This window comes from Ciceribacter sp. T2.26MG-112.2 (assembly GCF_900492205.1).
Taxonomy (GTDB): domain Bacteria; phylum Pseudomonadota; class Alphaproteobacteria; order Rhizobiales; family Rhizobiaceae; genus Allorhizobium; species Allorhizobium naphthalenivorans_A.
On record NZ_UEYQ01000001.1, the window covers coordinates 659,720 to 686,331 of the forward strand.

General features: G+C 63.1%; 28 protein-coding genes. 6 read left to right on the forward strand and 22 right to left on the reverse strand.

Annotation, left to right across the window (positions count from 1 at the left end):
- Nucleotides 1-38: 38 nt before the first annotated feature.
- Genes DYZ14_RS03180 through dsbD form a run of 4 tightly spaced genes read right to left on the reverse strand, consistent with a single transcriptional unit; the run spans nt 39 to nt 4,026 of the window.
- The gene (locus tag DYZ14_RS03180; protein WP_115671772.1) at nt 39-647 is read right to left on the reverse strand and encodes a DsbA family protein; all 609 of its coding nucleotides are present in this window, start codon (nt 645-647) and stop codon (nt 39-41) included.
- Nucleotides 647-1,351, reverse strand: coding sequence for a L,D-transpeptidase (locus DYZ14_RS03185; protein WP_115671773.1), 705 nt, complete (start codon nt 1,349-1,351; stop codon nt 647-649). Before DYZ14_RS03185 ends, DYZ14_RS03180 begins: the two co-directional genes overlap by 1 nt.
- On the reverse strand, nt 1,352-2,173 hold the full coding sequence (locus tag DYZ14_RS03190) for a TlpA disulfide reductase family protein (protein WP_154719310.1): 822 nt from the start codon (nt 2,171-2,173) through the stop codon (nt 1,352-1,354).
- Nucleotides 2,170-4,026 carry a protein-disulfide reductase DsbD gene (dsbD, locus tag DYZ14_RS03195; RefSeq protein WP_154719311.1) on the reverse strand — a complete coding sequence of 619 codons (1,857 nt, stop codon included), beginning with the start codon at nt 4,024-4,026 and terminating at the stop codon, nt 2,170-2,172. Before dsbD ends, DYZ14_RS03190 begins: the two co-directional genes overlap by 4 nt.
- Before the next feature lie 122 nt (nt 4,027-4,148).
- Between dsbD and DYZ14_RS03200 the strand changes: the two genes are divergently transcribed.
- Nucleotides 4,149-4,814 carry a response regulator gene (locus DYZ14_RS03200; RefSeq protein ID WP_115671776.1) on the forward strand — a complete coding sequence of 222 codons (666 nt, stop codon included), beginning with the start codon at nt 4,149-4,151 and terminating at the stop codon, nt 4,812-4,814.
- Nucleotides 4,811-6,187 carry an ATP-binding protein gene (locus tag DYZ14_RS03205; protein ID WP_154719312.1) on the forward strand — a complete coding sequence of 459 codons (1,377 nt, stop codon included), beginning with the start codon at nt 4,811-4,813 and terminating at the stop codon, nt 6,185-6,187. Before DYZ14_RS03200 ends, DYZ14_RS03205 begins: the two co-directional genes overlap by 4 nt.
- A gap of 139 nt (nt 6,188-6,326) precedes the next feature.
- Here the strand turns inward: DYZ14_RS03205 and DYZ14_RS03210 are convergent, their stop codons facing one another.
- On the reverse strand, nt 6,327-6,587 hold the full coding sequence (locus DYZ14_RS03210; RefSeq protein ID WP_154719313.1) for a DUF6455 family protein: 261 nt from the start codon (nt 6,585-6,587) through the stop codon (nt 6,327-6,329).
- A gap of 354 nt (nt 6,588-6,941) precedes the next feature.
- Here DYZ14_RS03210 and DYZ14_RS03215 point away from each other — a divergent pair, with 354 nt between their 5' ends.
- Nucleotides 6,942-8,030 carry a YeeE/YedE family protein gene (locus DYZ14_RS03215; protein WP_154719314.1) on the forward strand — a complete coding sequence of 363 codons (1,089 nt, stop codon included), beginning with the start codon at nt 6,942-6,944 and terminating at the stop codon, nt 8,028-8,030.
- Here the strand turns inward: DYZ14_RS03215 and DYZ14_RS03220 are convergent.
- From DYZ14_RS03220 to DYZ14_RS03275, 12 genes are all read right to left on the reverse strand, one after another.
- On the reverse strand, nt 8,006-8,917 hold the full coding sequence (locus DYZ14_RS03220; protein ID WP_154719315.1) for an MBL fold metallo-hydrolase: 912 nt from the start codon (nt 8,915-8,917) through the stop codon (nt 8,006-8,008). The genes DYZ14_RS03215 and DYZ14_RS03220 overlap by 25 nt on opposite strands.
- Before the next feature lie 52 nt (nt 8,918-8,969).
- Nucleotides 8,970-10,232, reverse strand: a complete 1,263-nt coding sequence (locus DYZ14_RS03225) for an NAD(P)/FAD-dependent oxidoreductase (protein ID WP_154719316.1) — start codon at nt 10,230-10,232, stop codon at nt 8,970-8,972.
- A gap of 51 nt (nt 10,233-10,283) precedes the next feature.
- Complete coding sequence (locus tag DYZ14_RS03230; protein ID WP_154719317.1) at nt 10,284-10,991, reverse strand: c-type cytochrome; 708 nt, start codon at nt 10,989-10,991, stop codon at nt 10,284-10,286.
- Between the two features lie 9 nt (nt 10,992-11,000).
- Complete coding sequence (locus tag DYZ14_RS03235; protein WP_154719318.1) at nt 11,001-12,194, reverse strand: c-type cytochrome; 1,194 nt, start codon at nt 12,192-12,194, stop codon at nt 11,001-11,003.
- The gene (gene soxC / locus DYZ14_RS03240) at nt 12,178-13,449 is read right to left on the reverse strand and encodes a sulfite dehydrogenase (RefSeq protein WP_154719319.1); all 1,272 of its coding nucleotides are present in this window, start codon (nt 13,447-13,449) and stop codon (nt 12,178-12,180) included. The genes DYZ14_RS03235 and soxC overlap by 17 nt, the downstream gene beginning before the upstream one ends.
- 22 nt (nt 13,450-13,471) lie before the next feature.
- Complete coding sequence (soxB, locus tag DYZ14_RS03245; protein ID WP_154719320.1) at nt 13,472-15,163, reverse strand: thiosulfohydrolase SoxB; 1,692 nt, start codon at nt 15,161-15,163, stop codon at nt 13,472-13,474.
- 125 nt (nt 15,164-15,288) lie between these two features.
- Nucleotides 15,289-16,161, reverse strand: coding sequence for a sulfur oxidation c-type cytochrome SoxA (soxA, locus tag DYZ14_RS03250; RefSeq protein ID WP_154719321.1), 873 nt, complete (start codon nt 16,159-16,161; stop codon nt 15,289-15,291).
- 35 nt (nt 16,162-16,196) lie between these two features.
- Nucleotides 16,197-16,526 carry a thiosulfate oxidation carrier complex protein SoxZ gene (gene soxZ / locus DYZ14_RS03255; protein WP_154719322.1) on the reverse strand — a complete coding sequence of 110 codons (330 nt, stop codon included), beginning with the start codon at nt 16,524-16,526 and terminating at the stop codon, nt 16,197-16,199.
- A 20-nt stretch (nt 16,527-16,546) separates the two neighbouring features.
- On the reverse strand, nt 16,547-16,966 hold the full coding sequence (gene soxY, locus DYZ14_RS03260) for a thiosulfate oxidation carrier protein SoxY (RefSeq protein WP_154719323.1): 420 nt from the start codon (nt 16,964-16,966) through the stop codon (nt 16,547-16,549).
- A gap of 18 nt (nt 16,967-16,984) precedes the next feature.
- Nucleotides 16,985-17,458 carry a sulfur oxidation c-type cytochrome SoxX gene (gene soxX, locus DYZ14_RS03265; protein WP_195949802.1) on the reverse strand — a complete coding sequence of 158 codons (474 nt, stop codon included), beginning with the start codon at nt 17,456-17,458 and terminating at the stop codon, nt 16,985-16,987.
- 116 nt (nt 17,459-17,574) lie between these two features.
- Nucleotides 17,575-18,144 carry a thioredoxin family protein gene (locus DYZ14_RS03270; RefSeq protein ID WP_154719325.1) on the reverse strand — a complete coding sequence of 190 codons (570 nt, stop codon included), beginning with the start codon at nt 18,142-18,144 and terminating at the stop codon, nt 17,575-17,577.
- A gap of 16 nt (nt 18,145-18,160) precedes the next feature.
- Nucleotides 18,161-18,898, reverse strand: coding sequence for a cytochrome c biogenesis CcdA family protein (locus tag DYZ14_RS03275; protein WP_115671791.1), 738 nt, complete (start codon nt 18,896-18,898; stop codon nt 18,161-18,163).
- Between the two features lie 191 nt (nt 18,899-19,089).
- Here DYZ14_RS03275 and DYZ14_RS03280 point away from each other — a divergent pair, with 191 nt between their 5' ends.
- The 3 genes from DYZ14_RS03280 (at nt 19,090) to DYZ14_RS03290 (ending at nt 20,959) form a co-directional block, all read left to right on the forward strand.
- The gene (locus DYZ14_RS03280) at nt 19,090-19,386 is read left to right on the forward strand and encodes a thioredoxin family protein (RefSeq protein ID WP_232365413.1); all 297 of its coding nucleotides are present in this window, start codon (nt 19,090-19,092) and stop codon (nt 19,384-19,386) included.
- Nucleotides 19,387-19,551: 165 nt separating this feature from the next.
- Nucleotides 19,552-19,872 (forward strand): ArsR/SmtB family transcription factor, encoded by a 321-nt coding sequence (locus tag DYZ14_RS03285; RefSeq protein WP_154719327.1) that lies wholly within the window; start codon nt 19,552-19,554, stop codon nt 19,870-19,872.
- Between the two features lie 40 nt (nt 19,873-19,912).
- Entirely contained in the window at nt 19,913-20,959 is a 1,047-nt protein-coding gene (locus tag DYZ14_RS03290; RefSeq protein ID WP_154719328.1) for a YeeE/YedE family protein, read from the forward strand.
- A gap of 186 nt (nt 20,960-21,145) precedes the next feature.
- Here the strand turns inward: DYZ14_RS03290 and DYZ14_RS03295 are convergent, their stop codons facing one another.
- The 5 genes from DYZ14_RS03295 to DYZ14_RS03315 form a co-directional block, all read right to left on the reverse strand.
- Nucleotides 21,146-22,168, reverse strand: a complete 1,023-nt coding sequence (locus DYZ14_RS03295; protein WP_232365414.1) for a DNA topoisomerase IB — start codon at nt 22,166-22,168, stop codon at nt 21,146-21,148.
- Nucleotides 22,169-22,280: 112 nt separating this feature from the next.
- Nucleotides 22,281-23,066 (reverse strand): ABC transporter permease, encoded by a 786-nt coding sequence (locus tag DYZ14_RS03300; protein WP_154719329.1) that lies wholly within the window; start codon nt 23,064-23,066, stop codon nt 22,281-22,283.
- A 2-nt stretch (nt 23,067-23,068) separates the two neighbouring features.
- Nucleotides 23,069-24,247, reverse strand: a complete 1,179-nt coding sequence (locus tag DYZ14_RS03305; RefSeq protein ID WP_154719330.1) for an ABC transporter permease — start codon at nt 24,245-24,247, stop codon at nt 23,069-23,071.
- A complete protein-coding gene (locus DYZ14_RS03310; RefSeq protein ID WP_154719331.1) occupies nt 24,244-25,323 on the reverse strand; it encodes an ABC transporter ATP-binding protein in 1,080 nt (359 codons plus the stop codon). The genes DYZ14_RS03305 and DYZ14_RS03310 overlap by 4 nt, the downstream gene beginning before the upstream one ends.
- An 85-nt stretch (nt 25,324-25,408) precedes the next feature.
- Nucleotides 25,409-26,449: an ABC transporter substrate-binding protein gene (locus tag DYZ14_RS03315; RefSeq protein ID WP_445292249.1), complete on the reverse strand. Its 1,041-nt coding sequence runs from the start codon at nt 26,447-26,449 to the stop codon at nt 25,409-25,411.
- Nucleotides 26,450-26,612: the final 163 nt, after the last annotated feature.

The window sequence follows — 26,612 nt, forward strand, 5'->3', positions numbered from 1 at the left end:
GTCCCGCCGAGCCGGCCGGTCAGGTTGGCTGCGCCCGTTCATCCCCGTGCCGTGGCAATGGCCTCCTTGAGCCCCTTCTCATCCAGTACGCCGGGATAGAGGTGCGACCCGATGACGAAGGACGGCGTGCCGACGAAATTCAGGGCGAGCGCCTGGCTGTAGTTGCGGTCGAGCAGACCGGAAATCTTGCCACTGTGCTTGTTCACGGCCGCGACGATGTCCTGCATCTTCAGGCCGGCGCCCGTCAGCGCTTTCTCCACCACCTCCTCCGTCAGCTTGCCGGAGGTGCGCATCAGGGCTTCCATTGCCTTTTCATATTGGCCGATCTGGGCGGCGCCGAGAACGGCCTGGGCGGCAAAGATCGAGGCACCGCCGAAGACCGGCCAGTCCTTCAGCACGAGGCGGATATTGCCGTCCTGCTCAACCAGCTTCTTCACCGTCGGATGCGATTTCTTGCAATAGGGGCACTGGTAGTCGAAGAATTCGACGAGGGTGACGTCGCCCTTCGGATTGCCGAGCACGGGGGCATCCTTGTCGAAGTAGATCTCTTCCTTGGTGACGTCCTGTGCAAATGAGAGACGCGGCATGAGGGTCGACAGGGCCACGGTACCGAGCGTGGCATTGATCAGGTTCCTGCGGGTGAGCATCAGATTTCTCCTTTTCCGGATTGTTCGGGGCCGAGCACGACAACGCGCGACCCCTTCGGCACGCGACTGTGCAGATCGATGATGTCCTGGTTGAGCATGCGGATGCAGCCGGACGAGACGGACTTGCCGATCGACCAGGGCTCGTTGGTTCCATGGATACGATAGAGCGTGTCCTGCCCGCCCTTGTAGAGATAGAGCGCACGGGCACCGAGCGGGTTCTTGAGCCCGCCCGGCAATCCCTTGGCGAGCGGCTCGTAGCGCTCGGGATCCCGCTTGATCATGTCCTGGGTCGGCGTCCAGCCCGGCCATTGCGCCTTGCGGGCGATGTCCGCCTCGCCGACGAATTCGAGGCCTGCCTTGGCGACGCCGACGCCGTAGCGCATGGCCTTGCCGTTCTCCATGACGAGATAGAGGAAGCGTGCGTGCGGATCGACGACGATGGTGCCCGGCGGCTCCTTGGTCTGGTAATCGACCAACTGGCGCACATTCTTCGACTCGATCTTCGTCGCATCCACGGCGGGGATCAAGTTCCCGCCGTCGTCGATCGCCGCATACATGCTGGCGACGGACGGGTCGACTTTCGCCACCTCCGGTTCGACGGCTGGCTTTGTCGTCTGCACGCAGGCCGACAGGGAAAGCAGGACCAGGGGCAGGGCCAGGAGCCGCACACGGCGCACCGGCCCCGGTTGGATGGATTTACGCATTCATATGTCCTTTTCCGCAAGCGGAGCTGCAATTCGTTTGATCTGTTCCGACAGGGTCTCGCGCGAGATCTCCCCGAGATGGGATGCGGCGAGCGTGCCGTCGGGGTGGATGAAGAGCGTCGCGGGCAGGCCCGGCGCCTTGTAGTGCCGCGACAGAAGCGAGGTCCGGTCGGCGATCACGGTGTCGATCGCGAGGCCGGCATCGGCGAGATAGTCCGCGACCCGTTCTTGCGCCTCTCCCTGGTTGGCGAAGACGAAATCGATCTGCGGATGGCGGCGCGCCATCTCCGCCATCATCGGCATTTCGCGCCGGCAGGGCGGGCACCAGCTTGCCCAGAGGTTGACGACGAGCGGGCGGCCATCCCGTTCGGAAAGGGCGATGGAGCGGCCATCCAGCGTCGCCAGCCGCGTGTCGGGCGCGGCGATTGCCCCATTGCTGCCAAGCAGTGCAAGGATCGAGAACCAGGCAACAGCACCGGCCGCCAGGCTGCCTGCCGCCCATGGCATCAGACGGGATGACCGCCGGAGCAGGGGCACGGCCGCGATCAGGATGCCGGCCAGAGTCCCGGTCGCCGAAAAGCCACCCTGCCAGAAGGCCAGGATGCGCCACGGCTCGGCGAGGAAACTTTCCCAGTGTGCGAGGACATGACCGGCGCGCGCGCCGATCAGACCGAGAACAAGCGTCATCGTCGACCAGGGCCCCAGACGACTGTCGACACGGGAGGAAAGCAGGCTCGCCAGCGCGACGAAGGCGCCGATGCCGAGGATCGCGGCCAGTCTTTCGACGTCGAAGGCCAGCGGACCAATGGACACTGCATTCATTGCACGGCCCCCTGTGCTCGCCCGGCGGAGCGGACCAGATTGACCGTGTCGACCTCGCCGACAAGCCGGGTTTCCGGCACTTCCGCCGTCCCGTCGAAGAACAGCATGGTCGGCGGACCGATGATATCGAGGGATTTCATCAAGCCGGAGAGATCCGCATTGTTCGTCGTGAGATCGACGCTCAGCCGATCGAAACCGGCCAGCGCATCGCCGACTTCGGGATGCGACAAGACACTTCTTTCGATCGTCCGGCAGCTGACACACCAGTCGGCCGTGACATAGACGAGGGCAGGCCTTTTTCCCTTGGCGCTCGCGGCAAGCAGGGTTTCGAGCTCGCGCGCGGATGCAATCGGGGAGAAGTCCTTCTTCGACACACCGGCCGGGGACAGGGTGGTACTACCTGCAGAAAATGGCGCGAGCGGCGCCAGGGGATCGCTGGCACCCGCCGCCAGACCGACAACGAGCACCGCGCCGTAAAGCGCAGAGAGCAGGCCCGCGGACTTGCCGAGCCGAGCCATTGCACCGGTTTCGGGGCGCAGGCTGTCGAAAGCGCCGATGAACACGCCGAAGGTGACGAGAAGGATCGACCAGAGCGCCAGCACGGCCGCTACCGGCAGCAGCGGCTCGGCAAGCCAGACGGCCGTGGCGATGAAGAGGAAACCGAAGATCTGGCGGACGCGCTCCATCCAGGCACCGGCACGCGGCAGTATTCCCGAGCCGAACGTGGCCATCACGACGAGCGGAACGGATTTGCCGAGCCCGAGGGCAAAGAGCGCCGCCGCGCCGAGAAAAAGGTCACCCGAGCCGGCGATGTAGAGAAGGGCGCCCGCCAGAGGCGCGGTGACACAGGGCCCGATGATCAGGGCGGAAGTGAAACCGAGCGCCGCCACCGACGCGATCGATCCGGAACCGTTTGTCTTCTTGCCCACGAACCGCCGGGTGAAAGCCGCCGGCAGCTGCAATTCGAACAGACCGAAGCTGGCGAGACCGAGGACGACGAACAGTATGGCGGTCAGGGCGATCGTCACCGGCGACTGCAGGGCAAATTGCAGGTTTTGCCCGGACCAGGCGGCAACAAGACCGAGCATGCCGAAGGCAGTCGCCAGCCCCAGCCCATAGGTCAGGGAAAGCAGGAAACCGCGCCGCGCCGTCAGACGCTCACCTTCGCGGGCCAGCGTCGCGGCGACTATGGGGTACATGGGGAAGACGCAAGGGGTGAAGGCGAGCAGCATGCCGAGGCCGAGAAAGGCCGCCAGAAGCAGCGGTACGCCGCCACGGGCGAGGAAACCCTCGACCATGCCGGCCGACGGCGAGGCGGCACTGGCCAGTCCGGTGACGCCGGCGGCCGAACCCGTTTCGACTGCTACTGTCGGCGTCTCGACGGAGATCGGCGTAGAGGCACCCGTCTCCGTTGTGCCGGGCGGCGTCCACTTGCTCCCGCTCTCCGCCGCGAGGGCAGCGAGTTCTATCGTGCGCGTGGTCGGCGGATAGCAGATACCCTGGTCCTGGCATCCCTGGTAGGTGACTTCGATTGCCGCGGCATCTGTCGATGCGAGTGCCTCTGCATGATCGAAGTAGACCTCTACCTTTCCGAAGCCTGGATCGTCCTTGAGCGTGCCGGGCCTGGTTTCCAGCGCGACCGGCCGTCCGTCCGGGGTCGCGGCGGCAAGATATTCGCGGTAGAGGTAATAGCCCTTTTGGATGTCCCAGCGCAGGGAAACCCGGCCCTCCTCGCTTCGCTCGGCGCTGAAGACGAATGCCTTGTCCATGTCGAGCGGCCGTTCGAGCGCGCCGACGGGGATGGCAAACAGAGCGGAAAACAGGAGCCCGATGACGGGTTTGGAAAAGTTCATGCCTTGCGTCCTTCCGGCGGCGCACCATTTGTCGTTGGGGGCACCGATCGACCGGCTACCTTAAGGCAGGCTTAAGGTGAACCGCGCATGGAGGCGGCCAAGGTCAGGTTCACGGAGGTGTGATGCGTCTGCTGGTGGTTGAGGACGACGAGGTCCTGTCGGATGGCTTGAAGGTCGGGCTGAACATGCTCGGCTTCACCGTCGACGCGGTCGGCCGCGTGGCCGACGCCTGCGAAGCCGTTGCCGTCAACCGCTTCGACGCCATCGTACTCGACTTGATGCTGCCGGACGGCTCCGGTCTCGATGTGCTGGCCCAGTTGCGCGCCTCGGGCGAGCGCACGCCGGTCCTGCTGCTCACCGCCCGCGACGAGGTGGGCGATCGGATCGCCGGCCTCGACGCCGGCGCCGACGACTATCTCGGCAAGCCCTTCGACCTCGACGAACTGGCCGCACGCCTGCGCGCCATCATCCGCAGGGCGCAGGGGCGAGCGGAAAGCCGGCCGCAATGGCGTGGCGTCACGCTGGACCCGGCGCGCATGAGCGCCGAACGCGACGGCCGGACCGTGCCGCTGTCGCGTCGGGAATTCACCATCCTGCAGGCCTTGATGGACAACCCGGGCACCATCCAGTCCAAGACGGCGCTGGAGCAGAAGCTCTATGGCTGGCAAGAGGATGTCGAGAGCAACACCGTCGAGGTCCACGTGCACAAGATCCGCGCCAAGCTCGGCCCTGACCTGATCGAAACCGTGCGCGGCGTCGGCTACCGGCTGAAGGACGATACACCATGATCTCGATCCGCTTCCGGCTTTTCACCATCTTGCTCGCCACCACCGGCGCGGTCTGGCTTTTTGCCGTCGTCTGGACCTATAGCAACACCCAGGCCGAGGTCGAGCGAGTGCTCGATGCGCGCCTCACCGAAGCCGCGCGCATGGTCAGTTCCCTGATCACCGACCACCATATCGATGTGGCCGCGGCGGTGGATGCCGCCAATGCCCGGCAGCCGAGCAGCGAGTTCGAGCGTGTAGAGGGTGACTACAATCGCCAGCTGTCCTGTCAGATCTGGTCCTTGCAGGGAACGCTTGTCAGCCGGTCGGAAAGCGCGCCGGCCACCTCTCTCGCCGACCACCGGGAAGGCTTCGCCGAAACCGAGATCAACGGGGAGCGCTGGCGGGTCTTTGCCGTGATCAATCCGACGCTCGGGGTCCGGGTCCTGGTCGGCGACAGCCTCGAGATCCGCGAGCGGCTGGTGGGTGACGTGATCAAGGGCCTGCTGATTCCGGCCCTGGCCATCCTCCCCCTGCTGGCATTGCTCATCTGGTTGAGCGTCGGTCGCGGCCTTGCCCCCCTCAACCGGATCGCGGCCAGCCTTTCGTCCCGCTCCGCGACCGAGCTTCATCCCCTTCCCGAAGCACCGGCGCCCCGCGAAATCCGGCCGATGATCGCCGCATTGAACAGTCTCTTCCGGCGCGTCGAAGACGTGCGCGCAAGGGAGAGCGACTTCACCGCCTACGCCGCCCATGAATTGAAGACACCGCTGGCCGGCCTCAGAACCCAGGCGCAGATCGCCATTCGCAGCGATGATCCCGACACGCGCCGTCAGGCGCTCGGCCAGATCCTCAGCAGCGTCGACCGCACCAGCCGCATGGTCCGCCAGTTGATCGACATGGCGCGCGTGGATGCACGGGACGATGCCGTCGCACGCGACCCGGTCGACGTGTATCGACTGCTCGAAGAGCTTTCCGCCGAACTGTCGCCCGTGGCGGCTCAGCGGGATGTGCGCATCAATGTTCGCCGCGATGCCGAGAGTGGCGCGATTTCAATCCCGACCGATCGGACCCTGTTGCGGCTCGCCCTGCGAAACCTCCTGGAAAACGCGCTTCAGCATGCTCCCCAAGGCACCGAGGCCGTCTGCACCGTCAGCACCTCTGCCGATGGCCTGACGATCGAGATCGACGATGTCGGACCCGGCATGTCCGAAACCGAGCAGACGCGAGCGGTCGAACGCTTCTACCGGGGGCCGCTCAGCGCCTCGTCCGGCAGCGGCCTTGGTCTATCGATTGTCCAGATGGCCGTCGAGCGCCTCGGCGGGCGCCTTGACTTCCGCAATCGTAACGAGGGTGGCCTGTCTGTTGCGGTGACCTTGAAAAGAAACACCGCCTAGCCTGCGCAAGAACCCAGCATCGAATGGCGCCAACGACAGCGTTCGGCGGATAGGATCGAGAGCGGACAGCACCGGCACCTCCGGCTCGACCCTTGGAGTCTTTGGGAACGAAACAAAGGCTCCTGTTGCGGACCGGCAATCAGCTGTGAGCACCGAAGAAGCGCCTGTTGCCACAGAATTCCGGGCCGGCTTCCGGTTGGCGTTCGCCATGGGCGGAAAGCCATTCCTCACATTCGGCGCTGTGGTGACAGAACATGCAGGACCGCACGGCCCGGGCCAGGCCCAGTCCGAGTTGCTCCTGTCCCGCCAGTTCCTGGTCGACGCCCAGCCGCTCCATCATCACGCTCATCAAATGCGACTGGCGTTCGAGCCGCATGCCGACTCTTTCGATGATTCCCATGTCTGCTCTCCCTTTTGCAAAGACCTCATCTTTTAATATAGCGACTGCGCTTGCGGCCATTGTTGATCCAGAACAAGCAAGCCGACATTGCCGCCCGCTTGCTCTTCCCCGGCGTCCTGCAAGGAAGCCGCCAAGAAGCGCTTTGGCGGGAGAACGTCACCGCATCGGAATTGCTGGGACACCCGACAGTGTATCCCCGGCCGTCGGCGGCAAAGTTTGTAAGCCCTGCGACAATCGCGCTGTTTATGCACGGCAGGCATTTTGATATAGCTACCTGTGAATGTGTCGGTTTCCACATCGAAAGCGATGGATTGCGCTGGCCGTTTGACCCCGGATTGGGAGAAAGCCCCTCGAATGGATGTGACGCCACTGCTTGACCGTTTCGACGAAACGCACCTGGCCGTCCTTTTCGGGCTGGTCACGGGTGGCATCTTTGGCGTCGCCGCACAGCGTTCCTCGTTCTGCCTTAGGGCAGCGACCGTCGAATTCGCCCGCGGATCGCTTGGACCGAAGATCGCCGTTTGGCTGCTGACCTTCTCCACGGCTTTGGTATGGGTCCAGTCGGCCGTTCTGATGGGACTTTTCCGTCCGGACGCCTCGCGCGTCATGTCGATCACCGGCAGTTGGTCCGGCGCGATTATCGGCGGTTTGATGTTCGGCGTGGGAATGGTTCTTGCCCGGGGATGCTCGGGGCGCCTCTTGGTGCTCGCCTCGACAGGCAATTTGCGGTCCGTGGTCTCGGGCCTGATCTTCGCCGTTGTCGCGCAGATGGCACTGCATGGCTGGCTTGCACCGGCGAGAACCTATCTGGCTTCGCTTTGGACCACCCCGGCCGGACAGAATGTCGACCTGCTTGCCTCGGTCTCCGCACCGCCGGGAACAGCCCTTGCACTCGGCCTGATCATCGCCGCAGGCGCGATATGGCTGGCGATCCGCCACCGTCTCGGTTGGCCGAAGCTGGTCTTCGCCTCCGGCGTCGGTTTTGCCGTCGCCGTCGGCTGGGTCCTGACATTCTCGCTGTCCCAATCCGCCTTCGAGCCCGTCTCCGTGAACTCGGTCACCTTCTCCGGACCGTCGGCCAGCATGTTGATGTTCTTCCTGACCGAAGACCCGGTACTGGATTTCGACATCGGCCTGGTGCCCGGCGTGGTCATTGGCGCCTTCCTGGCCGCCCTGCTGTCACGCGAATTGAAGTTTCAAGGGTTCAGCGATGAAAGCCAGATGCGCCGCTCCATGCTTGGCGCGGCGCTGATGGGTTTCGGCGCCATGCTCGCCGGCGGATGCGCCATTGGCGCGGGCGTGACCGGCGGCTCCGTGTTCGCGGCGACCGCCTGGCTTGCGCTTCTGTGCATGTGGATCGGCGCCGTCGCAACCGACTTGATCGTCGACCAGCGGGCAGGCGAGCCCAGAGCAGCCAATCAGCTTTCGGCGACAAACCTGTAGGCAGTGCCGTCCTTCTCGACACGACCAATCCCGCCATCGGGCAGATGAAAGCCGATGAGGCGCATCTTGTCCGCCGCCAGTTGGTCGAGCAGCGCCGCCCGCGTCGTCGCGGCACGCTCCCCGTCCTGATCCGATCCCGAGGGCCATTTCGGCCGCTCGAAGGCGACATGGTGATTGCCGATCGCATCGCCGACAACCATGACGCTGTCGGAGCCGGAGCGGATCTCGAACGCCATGTGACCGGGCGTATGGCCGGGCGTCAGCCGCGCCGCCATTCCGGGCAGGATCTCCTGCCCGTCGGCGATGAAAGTCATGCGGTCCGCGACGACGCCGAGCCGACGGGCGGCACCGACGGCAAAGGTGGTCCTGGCGTCGCCGATGGTCTGGGCAGTGTCCGGATCGGTCCAGTAATCGAATTCCGCCTGCCCCATCATGTGGACCGCATTGGCAAAGATCGGCTCGTCGAATTCGTCGAGCATCCCCCACAGATGATCCGGGTGTCCATGGGTGAAGACGACATGCGTGACGTCTTCGAATGCCACATCGAGCGCCTCCAGCGCCTCCGCCAGCTTTCCGGCGGAAGGCTGGAAATCGGGCCCTGCGCCAACGTCGAACAAGACCGTATTGGTGCCATCGCGAACGAGGGTCACGTTGCAGGGAGGGGTCAGCTGTTGGGTGGACAGCCCGAACTTCTCGACGATGACCTTCAGCTCCGCTTGCGGCATGCCGCCGAGGATGAAATCGGCGGGAAGGACGAGGTTGCCGTCCGACAAGGTGTCGATCTGGATGGTGCCGAGTTTTACGTTCGAGCCGGCCCAGATCCTCGTGGCCGGAAGCATCACCGCGGACATCGCCGCGGCGCCAAGAAAGGTTCGTCTGTTCAGCATGTCTGTCTTCCCGCGTTATACCGGCGCTTCTGCGACGCCCGGTGATTGTGAGTTATCCGAAGATGTCCGACGTGATCCCGGCATACCAGCCAAGGCTCTCTTCATAGGTCGCCTTGCGCAGGGCCGCGTCTTCGCCCGTCTGGCTGATGAAGCTTTCGACCGATGCGATTTTCTCCGGCGTCGGCTGGTAGGAGGCCCCGACCTTCACGCCGTCATCCGGCGCAATCAGCGACCAGCAGGTGTTGGAATACTTTGCCGGGAACACCTTCGAGGCCAGCAGTTCGCCACGAACGGACATGGCGGCGACCTTGGCCTGGCTATTGGCGGAGAAGGCGGACTTCGGCATGTCGCCCTGCGCGCTTGAATCTCCAAGCACGTAGACGTTCGCGTCGGCCTTCGCCTTCATGCTGTCGGGATGCACCGGAGCCCAGCCCTTGTCGTCGGTGACGCCGGCGATCTGGGCAATCTTGCCGGCAACCTGACCCGGAATGACATTGCAGACATCGACCTTCTGGGCGGTCCCTTCGACGACGACCTCCATCGTGTCGGGTCGAACCTCGACGGCACCGCCACCGAATTCCGGACCGATCCATTCGACCATTCCGTCATAATGTTTCAGCCAGCCTTCCTCGAACAAGGCCTGCTTGGAATACTTGTCCTTCGGGTCCAGCACCAGGATCTTGGCCGTGGGGTTCTTCTGCTTCAGCACATGCGCAACCATGCTGACACGCTCGTAAGGGCCGGGGGGGCAGCGGTAGGGATTGGGGGGCGCAATCATGGCGAAGACCCCGCCCTGAGGCATTTCCTCGACCATCTTCTTCAGGAGCTGCGTCTGCGGGCCGGCCTTGTAGGCATGCGGCATTTTCTCCGCCGCATCCAGCGACCATCCGGGCACCGAGCCTTCCTTGAAGTCGATGCCCGGCGACAGGATCAGGCGATCGTAGTTGAGCGTCTGCCCTCCCGCCAGTGTGACGGTCTTGGCCGTCCGGTCGACCGCGGTCGCCAGGTCGTTGATCACCGTGACGCCGCCGGCGGCGATCTTGTCATAGCCGTGCTGCAGGCTCTCGAACTCCTGGAAACCGCCGATGTAGAGATTGGAGAAGAAGCAGGTCGTGTAGAGCGGATTGGCCTCCACGAGCACGACGTCGAGCGCCCCGGCGCTGTCCTTCGCCAGATAGCGCGCGGCAGTCGCTCCGCCCGCGCCCCCTCCGATCACGACGACCTTCGGCTTCGACTGGCCGATCACCGCAGGCGCATGGAGAAGGGCCGCGGTGGCAATACCGGTTCCGATGAAATTCCGTCTCGTCAGCCTCATGTGCTCTCTCCCAGATTGGCTGTTGTCGTGCGGTTCAGTCCATGTCTCTTGCTAGTCGACGCCTTCGAAATAGGCGGCCAGCGCGGCGATCTCGTCGTCCGAAAGCCGGCCCGCCATCATCTGCATGACCGGATGTGGCCTCAGCTTGCGCTTGTAGGCGTGCATGGCCATGACGAAGTCTTGCGTGGGCCAGTTGGTGATCGACGGGATGCCCTTGTCCGAACCGTCGCTCTGATGGCATGTCGTGCACTCGGAAGAGAGATATTGCCCGAAGTCGGGATCGCCCTGGATGGCGAGGACGGCCGGGTCGAGTTCCACCTCGCGCTTGGATGCCGTGGGATCGGCCTCGGGAATGTCGCGCGGATTGTCGGACCATAGGCGCAGATAGGCGAGGATCGCAGCCCGATCTTCCGGCTTGGCCAATCCCGGATAGTTCATCCGGGTTCCCGAAACGAGCGTCTTCGGATTTGTCAGGTAGGCGTCGAGAGTCTCGAGGTGCCATTCCAGACCGTCCGCGCCCATGCGGGCGATCGACTTGGAATACTTGAACCCCTCGATGGAGCCGGCTCTGCGGCCGAAGACGCCGTTCAACTTCGGCCCTATCCGGTTTTGGGCCCCGCTTCCCACCTGGTGGCAAGCGGAGCACTCATTCTTGAAGAGGTCAGCGCCGCGCGTCGCATCGCCGAGGGACTGACCCGCGGCCGGCGTGAAGCCGGCAGCGATCCATGAGGCGGCGATGGCTGCGAGGCTCCACCGCATGGGCGTGCATCACTTCCCGATGCTGCGCAGATAGGCAATGACCGCTGCGCGGTCCTCCGCCTTCTTCAGGCCCGCAAAAGTCATCTTCGTGCCCTTCATGAAGTCTTTCGGGTTCTCGAGGAACGCCTGAAGTTCCGCATCATTCCAGGTTAGTCCCGCAGCGGCCTTTTCGGCAAGGGCCTTGGAATATTTGAACCCTTCCGCATGGCCGGCCGCAGAACCGACAATGCCGTTCAACTGCGGCCCCGTGCCGTTCTTGGCTCCCTCCCCGACCTTGTGACAGGCGGAGCACTTCTTGAAGACATTCTTCCCCTGGTCGATCAGGGCCGGATCGACGCCGGCCGTTTCCGTCGAGGCGGGGGCCGGTGCTGTCGCTGCGTCCGTCGCCGGCGGTGCCTCTGCCGCAGCGGTAGGTGCCGCTTGCGCCGCTTCGGTTGAAGGCGCCGTTGCTGCCTGCTCCTGCCCCTCGACCGGCGCCGCCTCGGCGGTGTCAGTGCTTGGGGCAGCGGCAGGTTCGCCGGCACTCGCCTCGTCATAGGCTGGTATGGTTCCAGCCGGGCGACCATCCGCGTCGGTCGGGGTGACCTTGAGCTCGACGGCACGCTTGGTGACCTTCACCGCCGGGCCGCAATCCTTCATGCAGGGCTCGACGCGGAACTTCGGATACTCGGTTTCGGGGCGGTCATCGACATAGAAACCGTCTGCATTGGGCAGCACGACTTCCTTAAAATTCTCGTTCGAAAGCGTGAAGTCCTCGTCCACCAGGCCGTTCGAATACAGCAGGAAGGCGGTGATCGCATAGGTTTCGTCGACCGTCACCGTCTGGGCCGAGCCGAACGGCATGGACCGGTGGACATAGTCCCATACGGTCGAGAGATAGGGCCAGTAGCTGCCGATCGTCTTGACCGGCCGCCGGTCGGTGAGGGTGCCTTCGCCGCCCGCGAGAACCGGCCAGGCGTCAAGGCCCTCGGCGAACTCGCCGTGGCAGGTCGCGCATTTCTCCGCGAACACCTCATCGCCTGTCGCCACGTCCCCGGAGCCGGGACGCAGCCCGGTACCGTCGGGAAGAATGGCAACGTCCCAGGCTGAAACCTCCTCGGGCAGGGCCGGACGACCCAGGCCCAGTTTTTCGGCCAGTGCCGGCGTTGCCAGAAACAGGAGGCCCAGCGCCGTGCAGGCCAAACGGTTACGCAACTTCGACATTCTCGACCTCTCCATCGGCTTTGACCCACCAGGTCTGGATCCCGTTGTTGTGATAGACGTTGTTCAGACCACGGATTTCGCGCAATGCATCCTTGGTCGGCTGGACATAGCCCGTCTCGTCGATCGCGCGGGATTGCAGCAGCATCTCGCTGCCGTCCCAATCGATGTCGAGATGGAAGCGCGTCAGCGCCTTGGACTTGATATCCCCGGAGATCCGTGCCTCCTGCCAGTTGACACCACCGTCGAGCGAGACGTCGACCCGCTTGATCTTGCCATTGCCCGACCAGGCGAGACCGGTCAGCACCAGCGGTCCCTTGCCGTGCCGGATCGGCGCCTGGGGACTGGGCGACGTGATCACGGATTTCGTGTCCATGGTCCAGGTCCATTTCCGGGCCCGGCCGTCGGGCATCAGGTCGGTGTATTTCGAGGTCTCCTCGCGGCTTTCCACCGCCTTGTCGTAGACGCCAATCCGCCGGAGCCATTTGATCCACATATTGCCTTCCCAACCGGGCACCACCAGGCGCACCGGGTAGCCGTGCTCCTTGCGCAAGGCCTCGCCATTGGCGAAGAACGCCACCATGACATCGTCGAGCGCCTTCTCGATCGGGATGGATCGGCCGTTCGAGCTTGCATCGGCGCCCTCGGCATAGATCCATTTTCCCTCGGGCTTGACGCCCGCTTCCTCGAGCAGCAGCCGCAAGGGCACGCCGGTATATTCCATGTTATGGATCATGCCTTGGGTGAACTGGCAGCCCTCGAGCTGGGCGCCGCCCCATTCCATGCCGCCATTGGCGGCGCATTCCAGGAAGGCGGTGTTGATCGTGCGGGGAAAGCGCAACAGGTCCTCGAAGGTAAAGACCAGCGGCTTTTCGACCAGCCCGTTGATCATCAGGCGGTAGTCCTGCTTGCTCAGTTCGATCGCGCCGGAATGATGGCGCTCGAACGCGCAGCCCTGCGGCGTGATGGTCCCTTCCAGGGCGTGAATGGGGGTGAAGTTGATCGAGGAGACGGGGCTTTCCGTCAGCCACTCGACATTGCGGCGCACGACATGGGATTCGAAGCGGATCGGCGTCCCATAGGGTGCCGCATCGACCGGATCACCAAAGGCGGTGGCCCACTCCTGTACCTCGGTGATCTTCGGATCAGGTTCGCTGGCACGGGCGGTCGTCGCACCGGCCACGATGCCTGCGCCGGTCAGTGCCGCCTGGCGCAGGAAGCCGCGGCGGGACGTCCCGTTATTCGTTTCGTCGGACATGGCGAAAGCTCCTTGCTGTCAATCAGATTCCGCTGACGCGGACAGTGGTATTGGGTTCGAGTTTGACAGTGCCGATCTTGCGGACATGCGCCTCGAGGACATCCCAGATCTGCGGCCCCTCGGTCCCTTCGTTGACGCTGGCCCAGCCCGCCACCGTGTAGGACTTGCCGGCCTCGATGGCTTGTCCGCTGTCTGTCAGCGAAATCTCGCTGATCCGTTCGCCGATCGGCTTCGTCACGTCGATGGCATAGGACAGACCGCCGACGCGGACCATGTCACCGCCCTGCTGGTAGTAGGGATCCGGGTTGAAGATATTGTCGGCGACATCTTCCAGGATCGTCCTGATCGTCTCGCCGGTCATCTCGGTGCGATAGCAGGCACCATAGGTCATGGACGTGACGTTGTGGATGTCTTCGCGGGTGATCGGGTCGCCAGGCAAGAGCGACGTACCCCAGCGAACGCCGGGCGACATGGCGATCTGTGCGTCGCGCTCGCTGCGGATCGCATCGCAGATCAGGTCGTCCCAGGTCCCGTTGAAATTGCCGCGGCGGTAGAGCAGGCTTTCGGTGGTGCCGATCTGTTCCTCGAGCTGCGCCTTGTATGGCGCCCGCTCGCCGTCGATCAGCGCCGCCATGTCAGGATCCGGCGTGATCACGTCGGAGAAGATCGGTACGAGCTTGTGACGGAAACCCATCATCTTGCCGTCGCGAACGTCGAGGTCGATCCGGCTGATGAATTTGCCGTTCGAACCCGACGCGATCAGGATGGTCTCGCCGATGAGCACCGGTTCCGGCACGGCATCATGCGTGTGTCCGCTCAGGATGACGTCGATCCCCTTGACGCGGCTGGCCATCTTGCGGTCGACGTCGAAGCCGTTATGCGACAGGCAGACGACCAGATCGACGCCCTCCGCCCGCACCTCGTCGACGACCTCCTGCATGCGTTCCTCGCGGATGCCGAAGGAGTATTCCGGGAACATCCACTTCGGATTGGCGATCGGCATGTAGGGGAAGGCCTGCCCGATGACGGCAATGCGCACGCCGCCCTTTTCGAAGATCTTGTACGGCTCGAAGGCCGGCTCGTCCCATTCCGCATCGAAGATATTGGCGCCGAGGAAGGGGAAGGGCAGCCCGTCGACGATTTCCTTGACGCGCTCGGTCCCGTAGGTCCACTCCCAGTGACTGGTCATCGCCTCGACGCCAAGCGCGTTCATGACATTGACCATGTCCTGCCCCTTGGTCAAAAGGCTGGTCATGGACCCATGCCAGGTGTCGCCACCGTCGAGGAGAAGGGCGTCGGGCCGGGCCGCCCGGATCGCTTTCACGACCGTCGCCACCCGGTCCATGCCGCCCATACGGCCATAGGCCTTGGCGAGCGACGAGAAGTCCTCGTGTGTCAGCGCATAGGCATCACGCGAGCCGGGCGCGATGTTGAACATTTTCAGGAAGTCGGAACCGGTGACATGGGGCACGTGACCCTTCGCATCGCCGACGCCGAGATTGACCTCGGGCTCGCGGAACCAGATCGGCTTCAACTGCGCATGGATGTCGGTCACATGGATCAGCGTGACATTGCCGAAATCCTCGAACGCCAGCAACTGCTCCTGGGTGAGAGCCTGCTGGGCAGCCAGCCGGGCGAAATTGCCGAAGCCCGAAACGCCCACGATCGCCGACGCGGCCATCGAGGCCTGTAAAAATTCCCGACGGGTAATCATCCCGCATGTCCTCCGGCAGATACAGGTTCCCGTTCCGCGTCGATGACACGGTCAGGCCTGCCTTGTTCAGTTGTATTGGTCGTCATGCCTGCCGGGTCGACCGACCTGGCAGGCATGACTGTTCATCAGTGGCGAACCGAGACGCCCTCGACCGAAAGCCCGTTGCCGCGCGAGGCGACATAGAGTTCCAGCGCCTTGAATTCGTCCGAACCCGCCTTGAAGGTTTCGGCCCGCGTATCGCGCACGCAGCCGACGAAGCGCTGTTGTGCACTCAGCACGCCGGCATCCTTCAGACGATAGGCGGGAAACCCGTTGATCTGCCCCTGGGAAAGGTGGTCGGCACGGATCATCTTTCCGTAGTTGTCCTCGTGACAGTTGGCACAGGACATTTCCAGCTGGCCGAAGCGGGTGTAGTAGATCTCCTTGCCCTTTTCCCAGAAGGACTGGGCGGGACCGTCGATGGCGACATTGACCTTGTGACCGCGCGACTGCATCGAGATCAGCGAGAGCATGTCCTTCATCTTGTCGGACGTCATGCCCCAGGCTTCCTGTCCCATCCGCTCGGTGACGCACTCGTTGATGTAGTTCTCGACGAGCATCAGCTTGCCGGAGGCCGGATCGACCCGCGGCGTGACGGCACGCAGGCCTGCCATGCTCTCGGGTCCCTGGTGACAGCCCGCGCAGGATTCGCCGTTCTTGCCAATGGCCTTGTTCCAGTTGTCGAGGCCGCGATCGGCAAATACCATGCCGGGATTGTCGAAGTCGTCCTTCTGCAGTTCCCGCGTCTCGTCCTCGCGGAACAGCCATCCGGAATAGATCGTATCCAGTTTATCCTTGAGGAACTCTGGCGCCGCCGTCTTGGTGACGAATTCGACGGGGCCGTCGTCAGTCTCGACGGTCAGCGTATCGTCGACCGGTTCCGCATGGGCGACAGCGGCGGCTAGAAATCCGCATGCTGCCGCTACCGCGATAAGTTTGGTCTTGCTCCTGTCCTGCATGAGCCCTCCTCCCAGAGATCGTATCGAGCGAAAAATCAGGCGACCTCGATCGGCTTCTTGTCCGTGTAGATGGAACCATCGTCGTCATACCAGGTGAAGGTGAATTCGCCTGCGGCATCGACCTTGGCATCAAACTCGAAATAGGGGTTCGTCGAGACCGCGGGCTCGATCGTCACGTCGATCACGTTGACCCCGTTGAGGTCGCAGGTGAACCGGTTGATGATCGAACGCGGAATGAGCTTGCCCTCAGCATCCTTGCGCTGACCCGATTCCATCTTGTGGCTGATCAGCGCCTTCAAGGTCACGACTTCGCCAGCCTTGGCCGACTTCGGTACCTTCACGCGTGGTTTTGCATCATCTGCCATAAAAAAATCCTCCCTTGAACTCAGCCGCCGCAGCCGCCGATGGTAACCTTGACCGTTGCCTGCGCCTTCTTGATGGAACCGTCGGCCATCTTGGCGAGCGCAATCACGTCCTGCGTCTTGGCAAGGCGAATACGCGTCGCAGCCATCTGGCTTCCCGCCGCAGGCCCGAAGGTGAACGTCGCGACGGCCGGCTCCGGATTGCCGCTTGCCAACAGCATGATGGAGACGGCGCCCGGCGCATCGACCGAGATCGGCACGGTATTGCCGTTTTCAGCGATTTCAGGTGCAGTCAGCGTGATGCCGTCGGACGATTCCGCCGCCCCGCCGGTGAACGCCTTCGTTAGTTCTTCTGTCGTCGCAGCGCTTGCCAAACCCGGCAGAGCGACGGCAACGACGCCCCCCAGGCCGATCAGCAGCATGTCACGTCTGGTGATAGTCATGTCTTGTTTCTCCTCGTCCTATTCCTTGAGCGTCATCAGGTAAGCGACGACGTCCTCGATCTGCTGGGCAGTGAGGATCGGCGCAAGCTCGCCCTTCGCCGCCTTGCCGGTAAAGCCGTCACCGGGACGGATAAAACCGTCGGTCTTGTAGAAGGCGGGCATGAAGCTGCCTTCGAATGTCTTCTTCGCATTCGCGACGATGCCGCGCAGTTGCGCTTCGCTGTAGCGGTCCGCGACGCCATCGAGCGGCGGCGCGATGTCCCCGGGGAACTGCACCTCGGGCAGCGCCGCGATCGTATGACACGCCACGCAATTGCCCAGCGCATTCGTGGTCATGACCTTGATGCCCGACGCCGTGTCTCCCGGCTTGCCGGAAAGCGAAGTCGCGATGGCCCCTTCTTCAAAGGCCACGCTCGACGGCGCGGTTTCACTTGAGGCTGGCGTCGCGCTTGCAATAGCGATCGTCGCTGCCAGACAGAGCTGCCATTTCATTGTCTCCTCCCTCATCTCTCCAAACGTAGGTTACCTGCACTCGTAATCTATGACAATGCCTATATATATATTTTTGAATAACCTGTTATGTTATTGATGTTTATCATGTTTTTGCCTCACGGATTGACCCGCTTCGCCAGAAACTTCTGGAAATGTTCGCCCGACTCATAGCCGCGGTCCCGAACCCAGACCAAAAGGGCCTCGGTGGTCCCCTTGCCGAAAGCGCCCGGCATGGTCGCTACGGAAGCCTGCGCCGCGGTCTGATTCGAAGCGACTTCCTCAGGCAGGAAGATCAGGGTCGGCGTGAACATCAGACCCCATCGGGTCACCATCTCCTTTTCGGCAAGAACGGTTCCGTCGAAGTCGGTCACCTCCACATCGCCGAACAGATTGAGTTGCACGACGAAATAATTGTCCCTGATCAAGCTCTCGATCTTGGGATCGGAAAACACCTCTTCATGCATCTTGGTGCAGTAGATGCAGCCGCGTTGCTCGACGATCAGCATCAGTCGCTTGCCTTCGGCCCTGGCATCCGCCAGGTCCTCCCGCAGGTCCTTGAACGTCTCGCGCAGCCAGGCCGGCTTGTGCAGCCCGTCATCGCCGAGTTCGGCGGCCGCAACCGGCAACGACGGCACGGCCGTCACGATCAGCAGCGCGAGCGCAAGAAAGAACTGTGACAGGCGCATGGTCTCTTCCTCCCCATTATTGCAGTGTTGCCGACCAGTCGAAGTTTCGCAGCAGGAAATCGGCGATCAGGTTGACGGAATTGGTGGCGATCAGGATGCCGAAGACGATCAGCATCACTCCCATAAGTTTTTCCACATGCCCCATCATCGCGCGGTGGCGCCCGACGAAGGCGAGGAACGGGCGGGCGAAAAGGGCGGCCACGACGAAAGGCAGAGTCATGCCCACGCCATAGGCGAGAAGCAGCAAGCCCCCGCGCCAGAGGTCACCCATGCCGCTTGCGACCATCAGGATGGCGGCAAGGGCGGGCCCGACGCAAGGGGTCCAGCCGAAGCCGAAGGCCAGCCCCATCAGATAGGCCCCCCCGAGGGTCGTCGGATTGGCCCCCGACTGAACCCGCGCCTCGCGGTAGAACAAGCCGATGCGGAAGACACCGAGAAAATGCAGCCCGAAGGCGATCAGCATCGCGGCCGCCAGCCAGGAGAGCGGCTCCTTCCATTTCAGGAAAACATGCCCCAGCGCCGTCGCACTCAGCCCCAGCAGGACGAAGATGGTCGTGACACCGAGCGCAAAGGCGACCGACTGGATGAACAACCTGCGCTGCGCACCCGCCGGTATGCCGTCCGCTCCGCGCAATTCCTGCACCGACAGGCCGGCCATGTAGGACAGGTAGAACGGCACCATCGGCAGGATGCACGGCGAAAGGAAAGACAGTAGTCCAGCGACGATCGCGCCGCCGTAACTGATCTCGAGCATGGCTCCCTCCCAAGCGCCGTACATGGATCTTTCGGACCCTGCGAAGCACGGATTGCTTTCGCAGGGGATTGAAATTAGAATATCTCTATATTTCTATGTAGTCTGTCAATATGTCCCGATGCCTGCTGCCCCTTCTTGTCGCTTTCGTAATGCTGGTGTCCGCGCCGGCAAGGGCCGCGATGGAGCTCCTGATGTTCGAGCAGCCCGGTTGCATGTATTGCGCCCGCTGGGATGCAGAGGTGTCACCGAAATACCCGAAGACCAGCGAGGGCCGCGCCGCGCCGCTTCGCCGGCTCGACTTCCATGCCGACCTGCCCCCGGGCATTGCGATCAACCGGCCACCCGCCTTCACGCCGACCTTCGTGCTGATCGTCGACGGCGTGGAGGCCGGCCGCATCGAGGGATATCCGGGAGAGGATTTCTTCTGGGCCCTGCTGGGTGAGATGATCACCAGGGCGGGCGGTCACCTGGCCGACGAAGACCGCTGAGAGCAGTGGAGCGCGATCGGTCCGGGCCTTGGGATAACGACTGGAACGCGACATCGCACCATCGACGCGCCGCCGCCCACGTGCGATATTGACTGTCTGAATGGGGCCTGAACCCGTTTGGGCAGCCTTGCGAGCAAGGCAGCGGATTGAAGGATTGTTGGGGACGTGGACGATTTCGTTGAACCGGCGCTGAGAGACGGCGCTCTGGACGGGCTGATCTCCGACCCGACGACCGTCTCGCAATTCCTCAAGGCATTGGGGCATGACGGCCGACTGACCATCCTGTGCCATCTGCTGGAGGGCCCGAGAAGCGTGACCGAGCTTGAGAATCTGCTCTGCGCGCGCCAGGCGGTGGTCAGCCAGCAGCTCGCCCGCCTCCGTCTGGAAGGCCTAGTGTCGGCCCAGCGAGACGGAAACGCAATCTATTATTCGATACAGGATGACAAGGTCAGGCAGACCATCATATTCTTGGCCAACCTCTTCTGAGGAAACCCTGTTCCTGTGAGTTCATTGGGAGGTGAATAGCGTGGAGACATTGCCGGTCGGCCTTCTGGCCGCTTTGGTCGGCTTGGCGGGCGGCCTGGTCCTTGGCCTTGCCTGGCGGCTGGGCAGCTTGTGCACGCTCGCCGCCCTTGAATCCGCCGTCTATGGCACTGAGCAGAAGCGCCTGCGCTCCTGGGGCATCGTGCTCGGCGTCGCTATCCTTGGCACACAGTTCGGAGCGCTGGCGGGGCTGATCGATCTGAAGGGCACACTGTACCAGGCCTTCGACTGGGACCCGTTCGCTTCGATTGTCGGTGGCCTCATGTTCGGTTACGGCATGGCGATGGCGGGAAATTGCGGCTTTGGGGCGCTTGCCCGTTTCGGCGGCGGCGACCTCCGCTCGCTCGTCCTGGTCGTGGTCATGGGCATCGCCGCCTTCGTCGCCCTGTCCGGACCCCTTGCTCCACTGCGAATATTCCTGTTTCCCCAATCCGAGGCAGTCAGTCCGCACGGCATCGCCGACGATCTTCAAGCGACCCTCGGCATTCCGGTCATCGCGACGATCGTCGCGTCGGCATTGGCCTGCCTTGTCTGGGCCCTCTCCTATGAGCGACTGCGCCAGGACCGGCGGATGATCGCCTGGGCCGTTGCCGCCGGCCTCGCCGTGACATGGTGCTTCGCCGGCACCTCCTATCTGTCTCAGTTCAGCCTCGGCGCCATATCCCCCGAAGGCCCTTCCTTCACCGCCCCCTTGGGCAGGACATTGATCTATCTGATGACGGCGACCGCGGGCGGCATCAATTTTTCCGTCGGCTCGGTCGCCGGCGTGGCCGCCGGCGCGTTCATCGGCTCGATGTTCAAGGGTACGTTCGTCTGGGAAGCTTGCGAAGACCCGAGGGAACTGCGCCGCCAGGTCGGCGGCGCGGCCCTGATGGGAATAGGCGGCGTCATCGCGATGGGCTGCTCGGTCGGGCAAGGTGTGTCCGGCATCGCCGCCCTCGCCTGGTCCGGGCCGGTCACGCTGCTCTGCATCATCGTCGGCGCACTGTTCGGCCTGCGTCAGCTCATTGGTGGCTTTCAGTCGATATGAGCACGGATAAGCGCGCTACGGTCGATGGCAACAGCAATCAGAGACTTGGCGACGGCCTTGAGCGGAGACCATCGATCGCCTCAGCTATTTGCTTGGCATAGTCGCGTTCACGGCTCCTTCGCATGGACTGTCGTCGCAAAGGCTTCGGTCCTGGGAACCCTTTGGTTCAGGCTGGGTGCTCGACATTTACCGTGACTTCAGCCACTGCAGCGTACGGATCTCGTCCTGCGTCATCCAGTCCAGGAGCTTCCTGCTCCTGGTCTTCGGCAAGGTAAGGACATTTCCGAGTGTTCCCGCCCTGAACCCCTCGATGACAGAGGGATGGATGTAGTTGCTGCGGCACACCGTGCGGGTATTGACCAGTTTCGCCGCAACCGCGTCCACCGCCTCGTTGATCTGCCGGCTCACCATCCTCTCGGAGTCTGCAACCTCTACCGGCGCAAGGGCGGCGACCGCCATGCACGTTGCGCCCCATGTCCTGAATTGCCGCGACGTGAAATCCTCTCCCGAGATTTCGCGGATATACGAATTGACGTCGTGGGACGACACCGGCCGGCGGCTTCCATCGTCATCGAGATACTGGAACAATGACTGTCCCGGCAGATCCTGCAGTCTGCGTACCACGTTGGCGATACGTCTATCCGTGTGAACGAGATTCCATTCCTTGCCCGACTTCCCGCGAAAGCGAAAACGGATCCTGGAGCCGTCGACATTGACGTGGCGGTTCCTGAGCGTCGTCAGGCCGTAGGATCCATTGGTTCGCACATAGTCGATATTGCCTATACGGATGAAGAGATTGTCCAGCATCCACACCACCGTCGCGACCGCCTTCCCCATTCCGATGCGCTGTTTGCGCAGATCTCCGTCGACGCGTTGACGAATGTCGGGAAGCACGGTTGCAAATGGCAGGAGGCGTTCGAACTTGGCTTGATCCCGCATGGCACGCCATTCGGGATGATAGAGATACTGTTTGCGTCCGCGCGTATCGAAGCCGATGGCCTGCAGGTGCGAGGACGGATCTTCCGAGATGACGACGTCGCCATAGGCCGGCGGAATGCCGAGGGCGTTGATCCTGTCGAGAACGGCGGGATCCTTGACCCGTTTGCCAGCGGCATCCTTGTAGACAAAACCTCTTCCGGCTTGCCGTCTGGATATCCCGCTTTGCAGGCTCTCGAGATAAACCAGTTTTGTCTCGGCCTTGCCGCCCACCGTGTCATGCCTTCCTGTCGTGCTCGTCGCTCGACATAAGGCCCAGCCCCCCTATCCGGTTCCCGACAGCCATCCGCATCGACAAAGGGACAGGGTGGTTCGCAGGTTCTGATCACCCGGTGCGCTTGGTCAGCATTGATCTCGACAGCATCAGGATGAGCCCGATGATCACGGTCGCCGCAATGAACAGGAAGGCGGCCGCGGCGATCGCCGGGCTGATGTTCTCACGGATCGAGGAAAACATCTGCCGCGCCAGCGTGCGCTGGTTGGGACCCGCAACGAAAAGCGTCAACACAACCTCGTCGAGCGAGGTGGCAAAGGCGAGCACCGCACCGGACAGAACGCCCGGCATGGCAAGCGGCAGCGTGATGCGACGAAAGACCGTCGACGGCGAAGCGCCGAGGCTCTGCGCGGCCAGTTCCACGCGCTCGTCGATCCCGGCCAGCGCTCCGGTGACGCTCACCACCACGAAGGGAACGGCGACGACGGTGTGAGCGATGATCACCCCGAGATAGCTGTTGGTGAGGCCAAACCCCGACAGCAGAACTTGCATGCCGACACCGAGCACGACGGCCGGCACGACCATCGGCAGAAGGAAGAGCGTGCGGATGGAGCCGCGGAAGAAAAGCAGCCGGTTACGCAGGCCGACCGAGGCGGCAGTGCCGAGCACGGTGGCCAGCAGCGTGGTACCCGTTCCGATTATCAGGCTGTTGACGATCGCCCGCCGCCAGGCATCGGCAAAGAACAGTTCCTCGAACCAGCGCAGCGACCAGGAGGGGATGGGATAGGTGAGGATGACGCTCGAGGTGAACGCCAGAGGCAGGATGGCGATCAGGGGCGCGACGAGGAAGAGGATGGTCAGCGTGGCGAAGGTTGCCTTGGCGATTTTCATCGGCATCGTCAGTGCCTCCCGGGCTCGTCGCGGGAAAGCCGCGCATAGACACTGTAAAGCAACAGGGTCGCAACGAGCAGCACGACACCGAGCGCGCCCGCCATGCCCCAGTTCGCCGAACCGGTGGCGTAGAAGGCGATGATCGACGAGATCATCTGATCGCCCGGCCCGCCGATCAGTGCAGGCGTGATGTAATAGCCGATCGCCGAGATGAAGACGAGCAGTCCGCCGGAAGCGACGCCGCGCAGGCTGAGCGGCAAGAGTACGCGCAGGAAGGCGCGCAGCGGATGGGCGCCGAGCGATGCGGCGGCCGGCATCAGGTTCTTGGGAATGGTGATCAGCACCGAATAAATCGGCAGGACCATGAAGGGCAGCAGCACATGGGTCATGGCGATGATGACACCGGTGCGGTTGAAGATCAGCGCGAGCGGCGAATTGACGATGCCGAGCGTCAGCAGGAGATCGTTGATCAGTCCCTTTTCCTGCAACAGGATGAACCAGGCCGCGGTGCGCACCAGGAGCGAGGTCCACAGCGGCAACAGGACGGCGGCCAGCATCAGGTCGCGCTTCCAGCCGGCAAGCGATGCGGCGATGATGGCGTAAGGGTAGCCGATGCAGGCGCAGGCGAAGGTAACGAGCGCGGCGATCCAGAAGGTGCGCAGCAGGATTACGCGGTTGACCGACTGGTCCGCCGGCAGCTGTTCGATCTCGCCCGCAGCGTTTCGCCCGAGATCGACCGCCGCGAGCAGGTTGCGGTCGGTATAAGGCGAGAGCGCGTCGGCGATCGCCAGCCAGAATTCCGGTTTCTCCCAGCGCTTGTCGATGGAAACGAGATCGACGGGCGGATTTGCCCTATCGCCGACGGCCGTCATTGTCTTGCCCATCAGCGTTCGGAAACCCGACCTGGCGCTGTTGAGACGGCGCACCATGTCGCCAAGCGCCTGATCGTCATCGACCGCCTTCAGGTCCTCGATGACCGCAGCCTGCATTTCCATTGTCGGTGGCGACGTGCGGTCCCAATCGGCGAGGACCTCGGCGCTTCGTGGCAACAGGCGCAATACGGCGGGATCGGACACCGACTGCGACATCATGCTGAAGAGCGGCCAGACGAAGAAGCCGATGAGGAAGAGCATGAGCGGCGCCAGCAGGAAAAGCGACCGCCCCGTGCGGGAGGAGGCTGCGCTCATGGCACGATGACCCGACAATCATCGGCCGCAAAGGTCGCAAAGACCTTGGTGCCGGGCGAAAATTCGCGCGAACGCCGACCAAGCTTGGCAATCAGCGGATGGATGGAGTTGTGCAATTGCACCCGCAGATGATCTCCCTGGTAGACGGAATCGGTCACCTCCGTTTCCAGTACGTTGCGCGCCTCGCCTCGCGTCTCTGCAAGCTCCACCCGTTCCGGACGGATGGAGAGAAGCACGTCCTGGCCGGGGGCGACACCGCCGGAAACGACCGAGATAACCTGTGCGCCGGACGGAAGCCGCACGACCGCTTCCTCTCCGTTCACCGATTCCACAACAGCTTCAAAGAGATTCGTCTCGCCGATGAACTCGGCCACGAAACGCGTCGCCGGTGCGTCATAGACCTCGCGCGGCGTGCCGATCTGCTCGATATTGCCCCTGTTGAAGACGGCGACCCGGTCCGACATGGTGAGCGCTTCGGACTGGTCGTGCGTGACGAAGACGATGGTAAGCCCAAGGCGACGATGCAGGTCGCGGATGTCGAGTTGCATCTGCTCACGCAACTGCTTGTCGAGCGCCCCGAGCGGTTCGTCCATCAGGACGACACGCGGCTCGAAAACGAGGGCGCGGGCCAGCGCCACGCGCTGCTGCTGGCCGCCTGAGAGCTGGATGGGGCGGCGGTCGGCAAGGGCCGACATCTGAACCATGTCGAGCGCGCGGCTGACGCGCTCGCCGATCTCCGCCTTGCCGACGCCGCGCATCTGCAGCGGAAAGGCGATGTTGTCGCCGACGGACATGTGGGGGAAAAGCGCATAGCTCTGGAAGACGACGCCCATGTCCCGTTTGTGGGTCGGCACCGCGTTGATGGCCCTTCCATCGACCACGATACTGCCCGAGGTCGGCTGTTCGAAGCCGGCAAGCATCATCAGCAGCGTCGTCTTGCCGGAGCCCGATGGTCCGAGCAGGCTGACGAATTCGCCCTTCTCGATGCCGAGATCGAGGTCCTTGACCACGCAGAGCGGGCCGTAGAATTTGGTAATGCGGTCAAATCGAATGAATTCGGCCACGGAAGACTCCATCGCTTGAGGCGAGAAGTGCGCTTTGCGGAACGCACCAGGCCATGCGGGGAAGGCACCCGATGCGAGCGCCTTCCCCCGGATGTTCCTACTGGGCCAGCCAGGCGTTGAAGCGCTCAGTCAGCGTTTCCGCATTGTCGATCCAGAAATCGACATTGAGCGGAATGGCATCCGGCAGGTTCGCCGGGTCTGTCGGCAGATCCTTGGCGAACTCCGCCGGCACCTTGGCGGCCGCGTCCTTGTTCGGCAGGCCGTAAGCGACGAATTCCGGCAGCTTGGACTGGTTTTCCGGCAGGCTGGCGAAGGCGATGAAGTCCTGCGCGGCATCCTTGTTTTCAGCGTCCTTCAGCACGACCCAGCTGTCGACCGCATAGATGGAGCCGGGGAAGACGACCTTGAAGTTCTTGCCTTCCGAGCGGTTGATGCCGGTGATGCGGCCGTTATAGGCCGAGGTCATGACCACTTCGCCCGAAGCCAGGAACTGCAGCGGCTGCGCACCGGATTCCCACCAGACGATGTTCGGCTTCAACTCGTCGAGCTTCTTGAAGGCGCGTTCGATACCTTCGTCGGTGCCGAGCACGTCATAGAGCTCGTCCTTGGAGACGCCATCGGCAAGCAGGGCGAATTCGAGCGTGTATTTCGGCCCCTTGCGCAGCGAACGCTTGCCGGGGAACTTCTCAACGTTCCAGAAGTCGGCCCAGGATGCCGGCCCCGCAGCAAGCTTGTCGCCGTCATAGGCAATCGCCGTCGACCAGACGATGGCGCCGACTCCGCAGTCATTGACGGCGCTGTCGAGGAACTTGTCCTTGCCGCCCATCTTGTCCCAGTCGATCTTCTCGTAGAGGCCGTCGGAACAGCCGAGCGCCAGCTCTTCGGCTTCGACCTGGACCACATCCCAGTTCGGCGCCCCGGCCTTGACCTTCGACTGGATGACGCCGATGCCCCCGTCCCAGGCCTCGTCGAGCACAGGCTTGCCGAGTTTTTCCGAGAACGGCTTGAAGTAGATGTTGCGCTGGGCGTCCTGGTAGTTGCCGCCCCACGAGACGACAGTCAGGTCGCGTGCGACGACCGGTGCAGCGAGGCCGACCGAGAGCACTGCGGCAGCTGCCGCCAGGAAGCCGGATTTCATGATTGTCTTCATCACATTCCCCTTTTCTTCGTTGTGTTGAGCCGGTGCAGGCTCCGTGACGTAATCACGCGGACCGCCTGCCATTCCTTTGCGGCTTTGGCTGCGGTCACTTCGGTCGTCACATCCTTCTCCCCTGGACGTATCGACCGATTGATGCATTCCG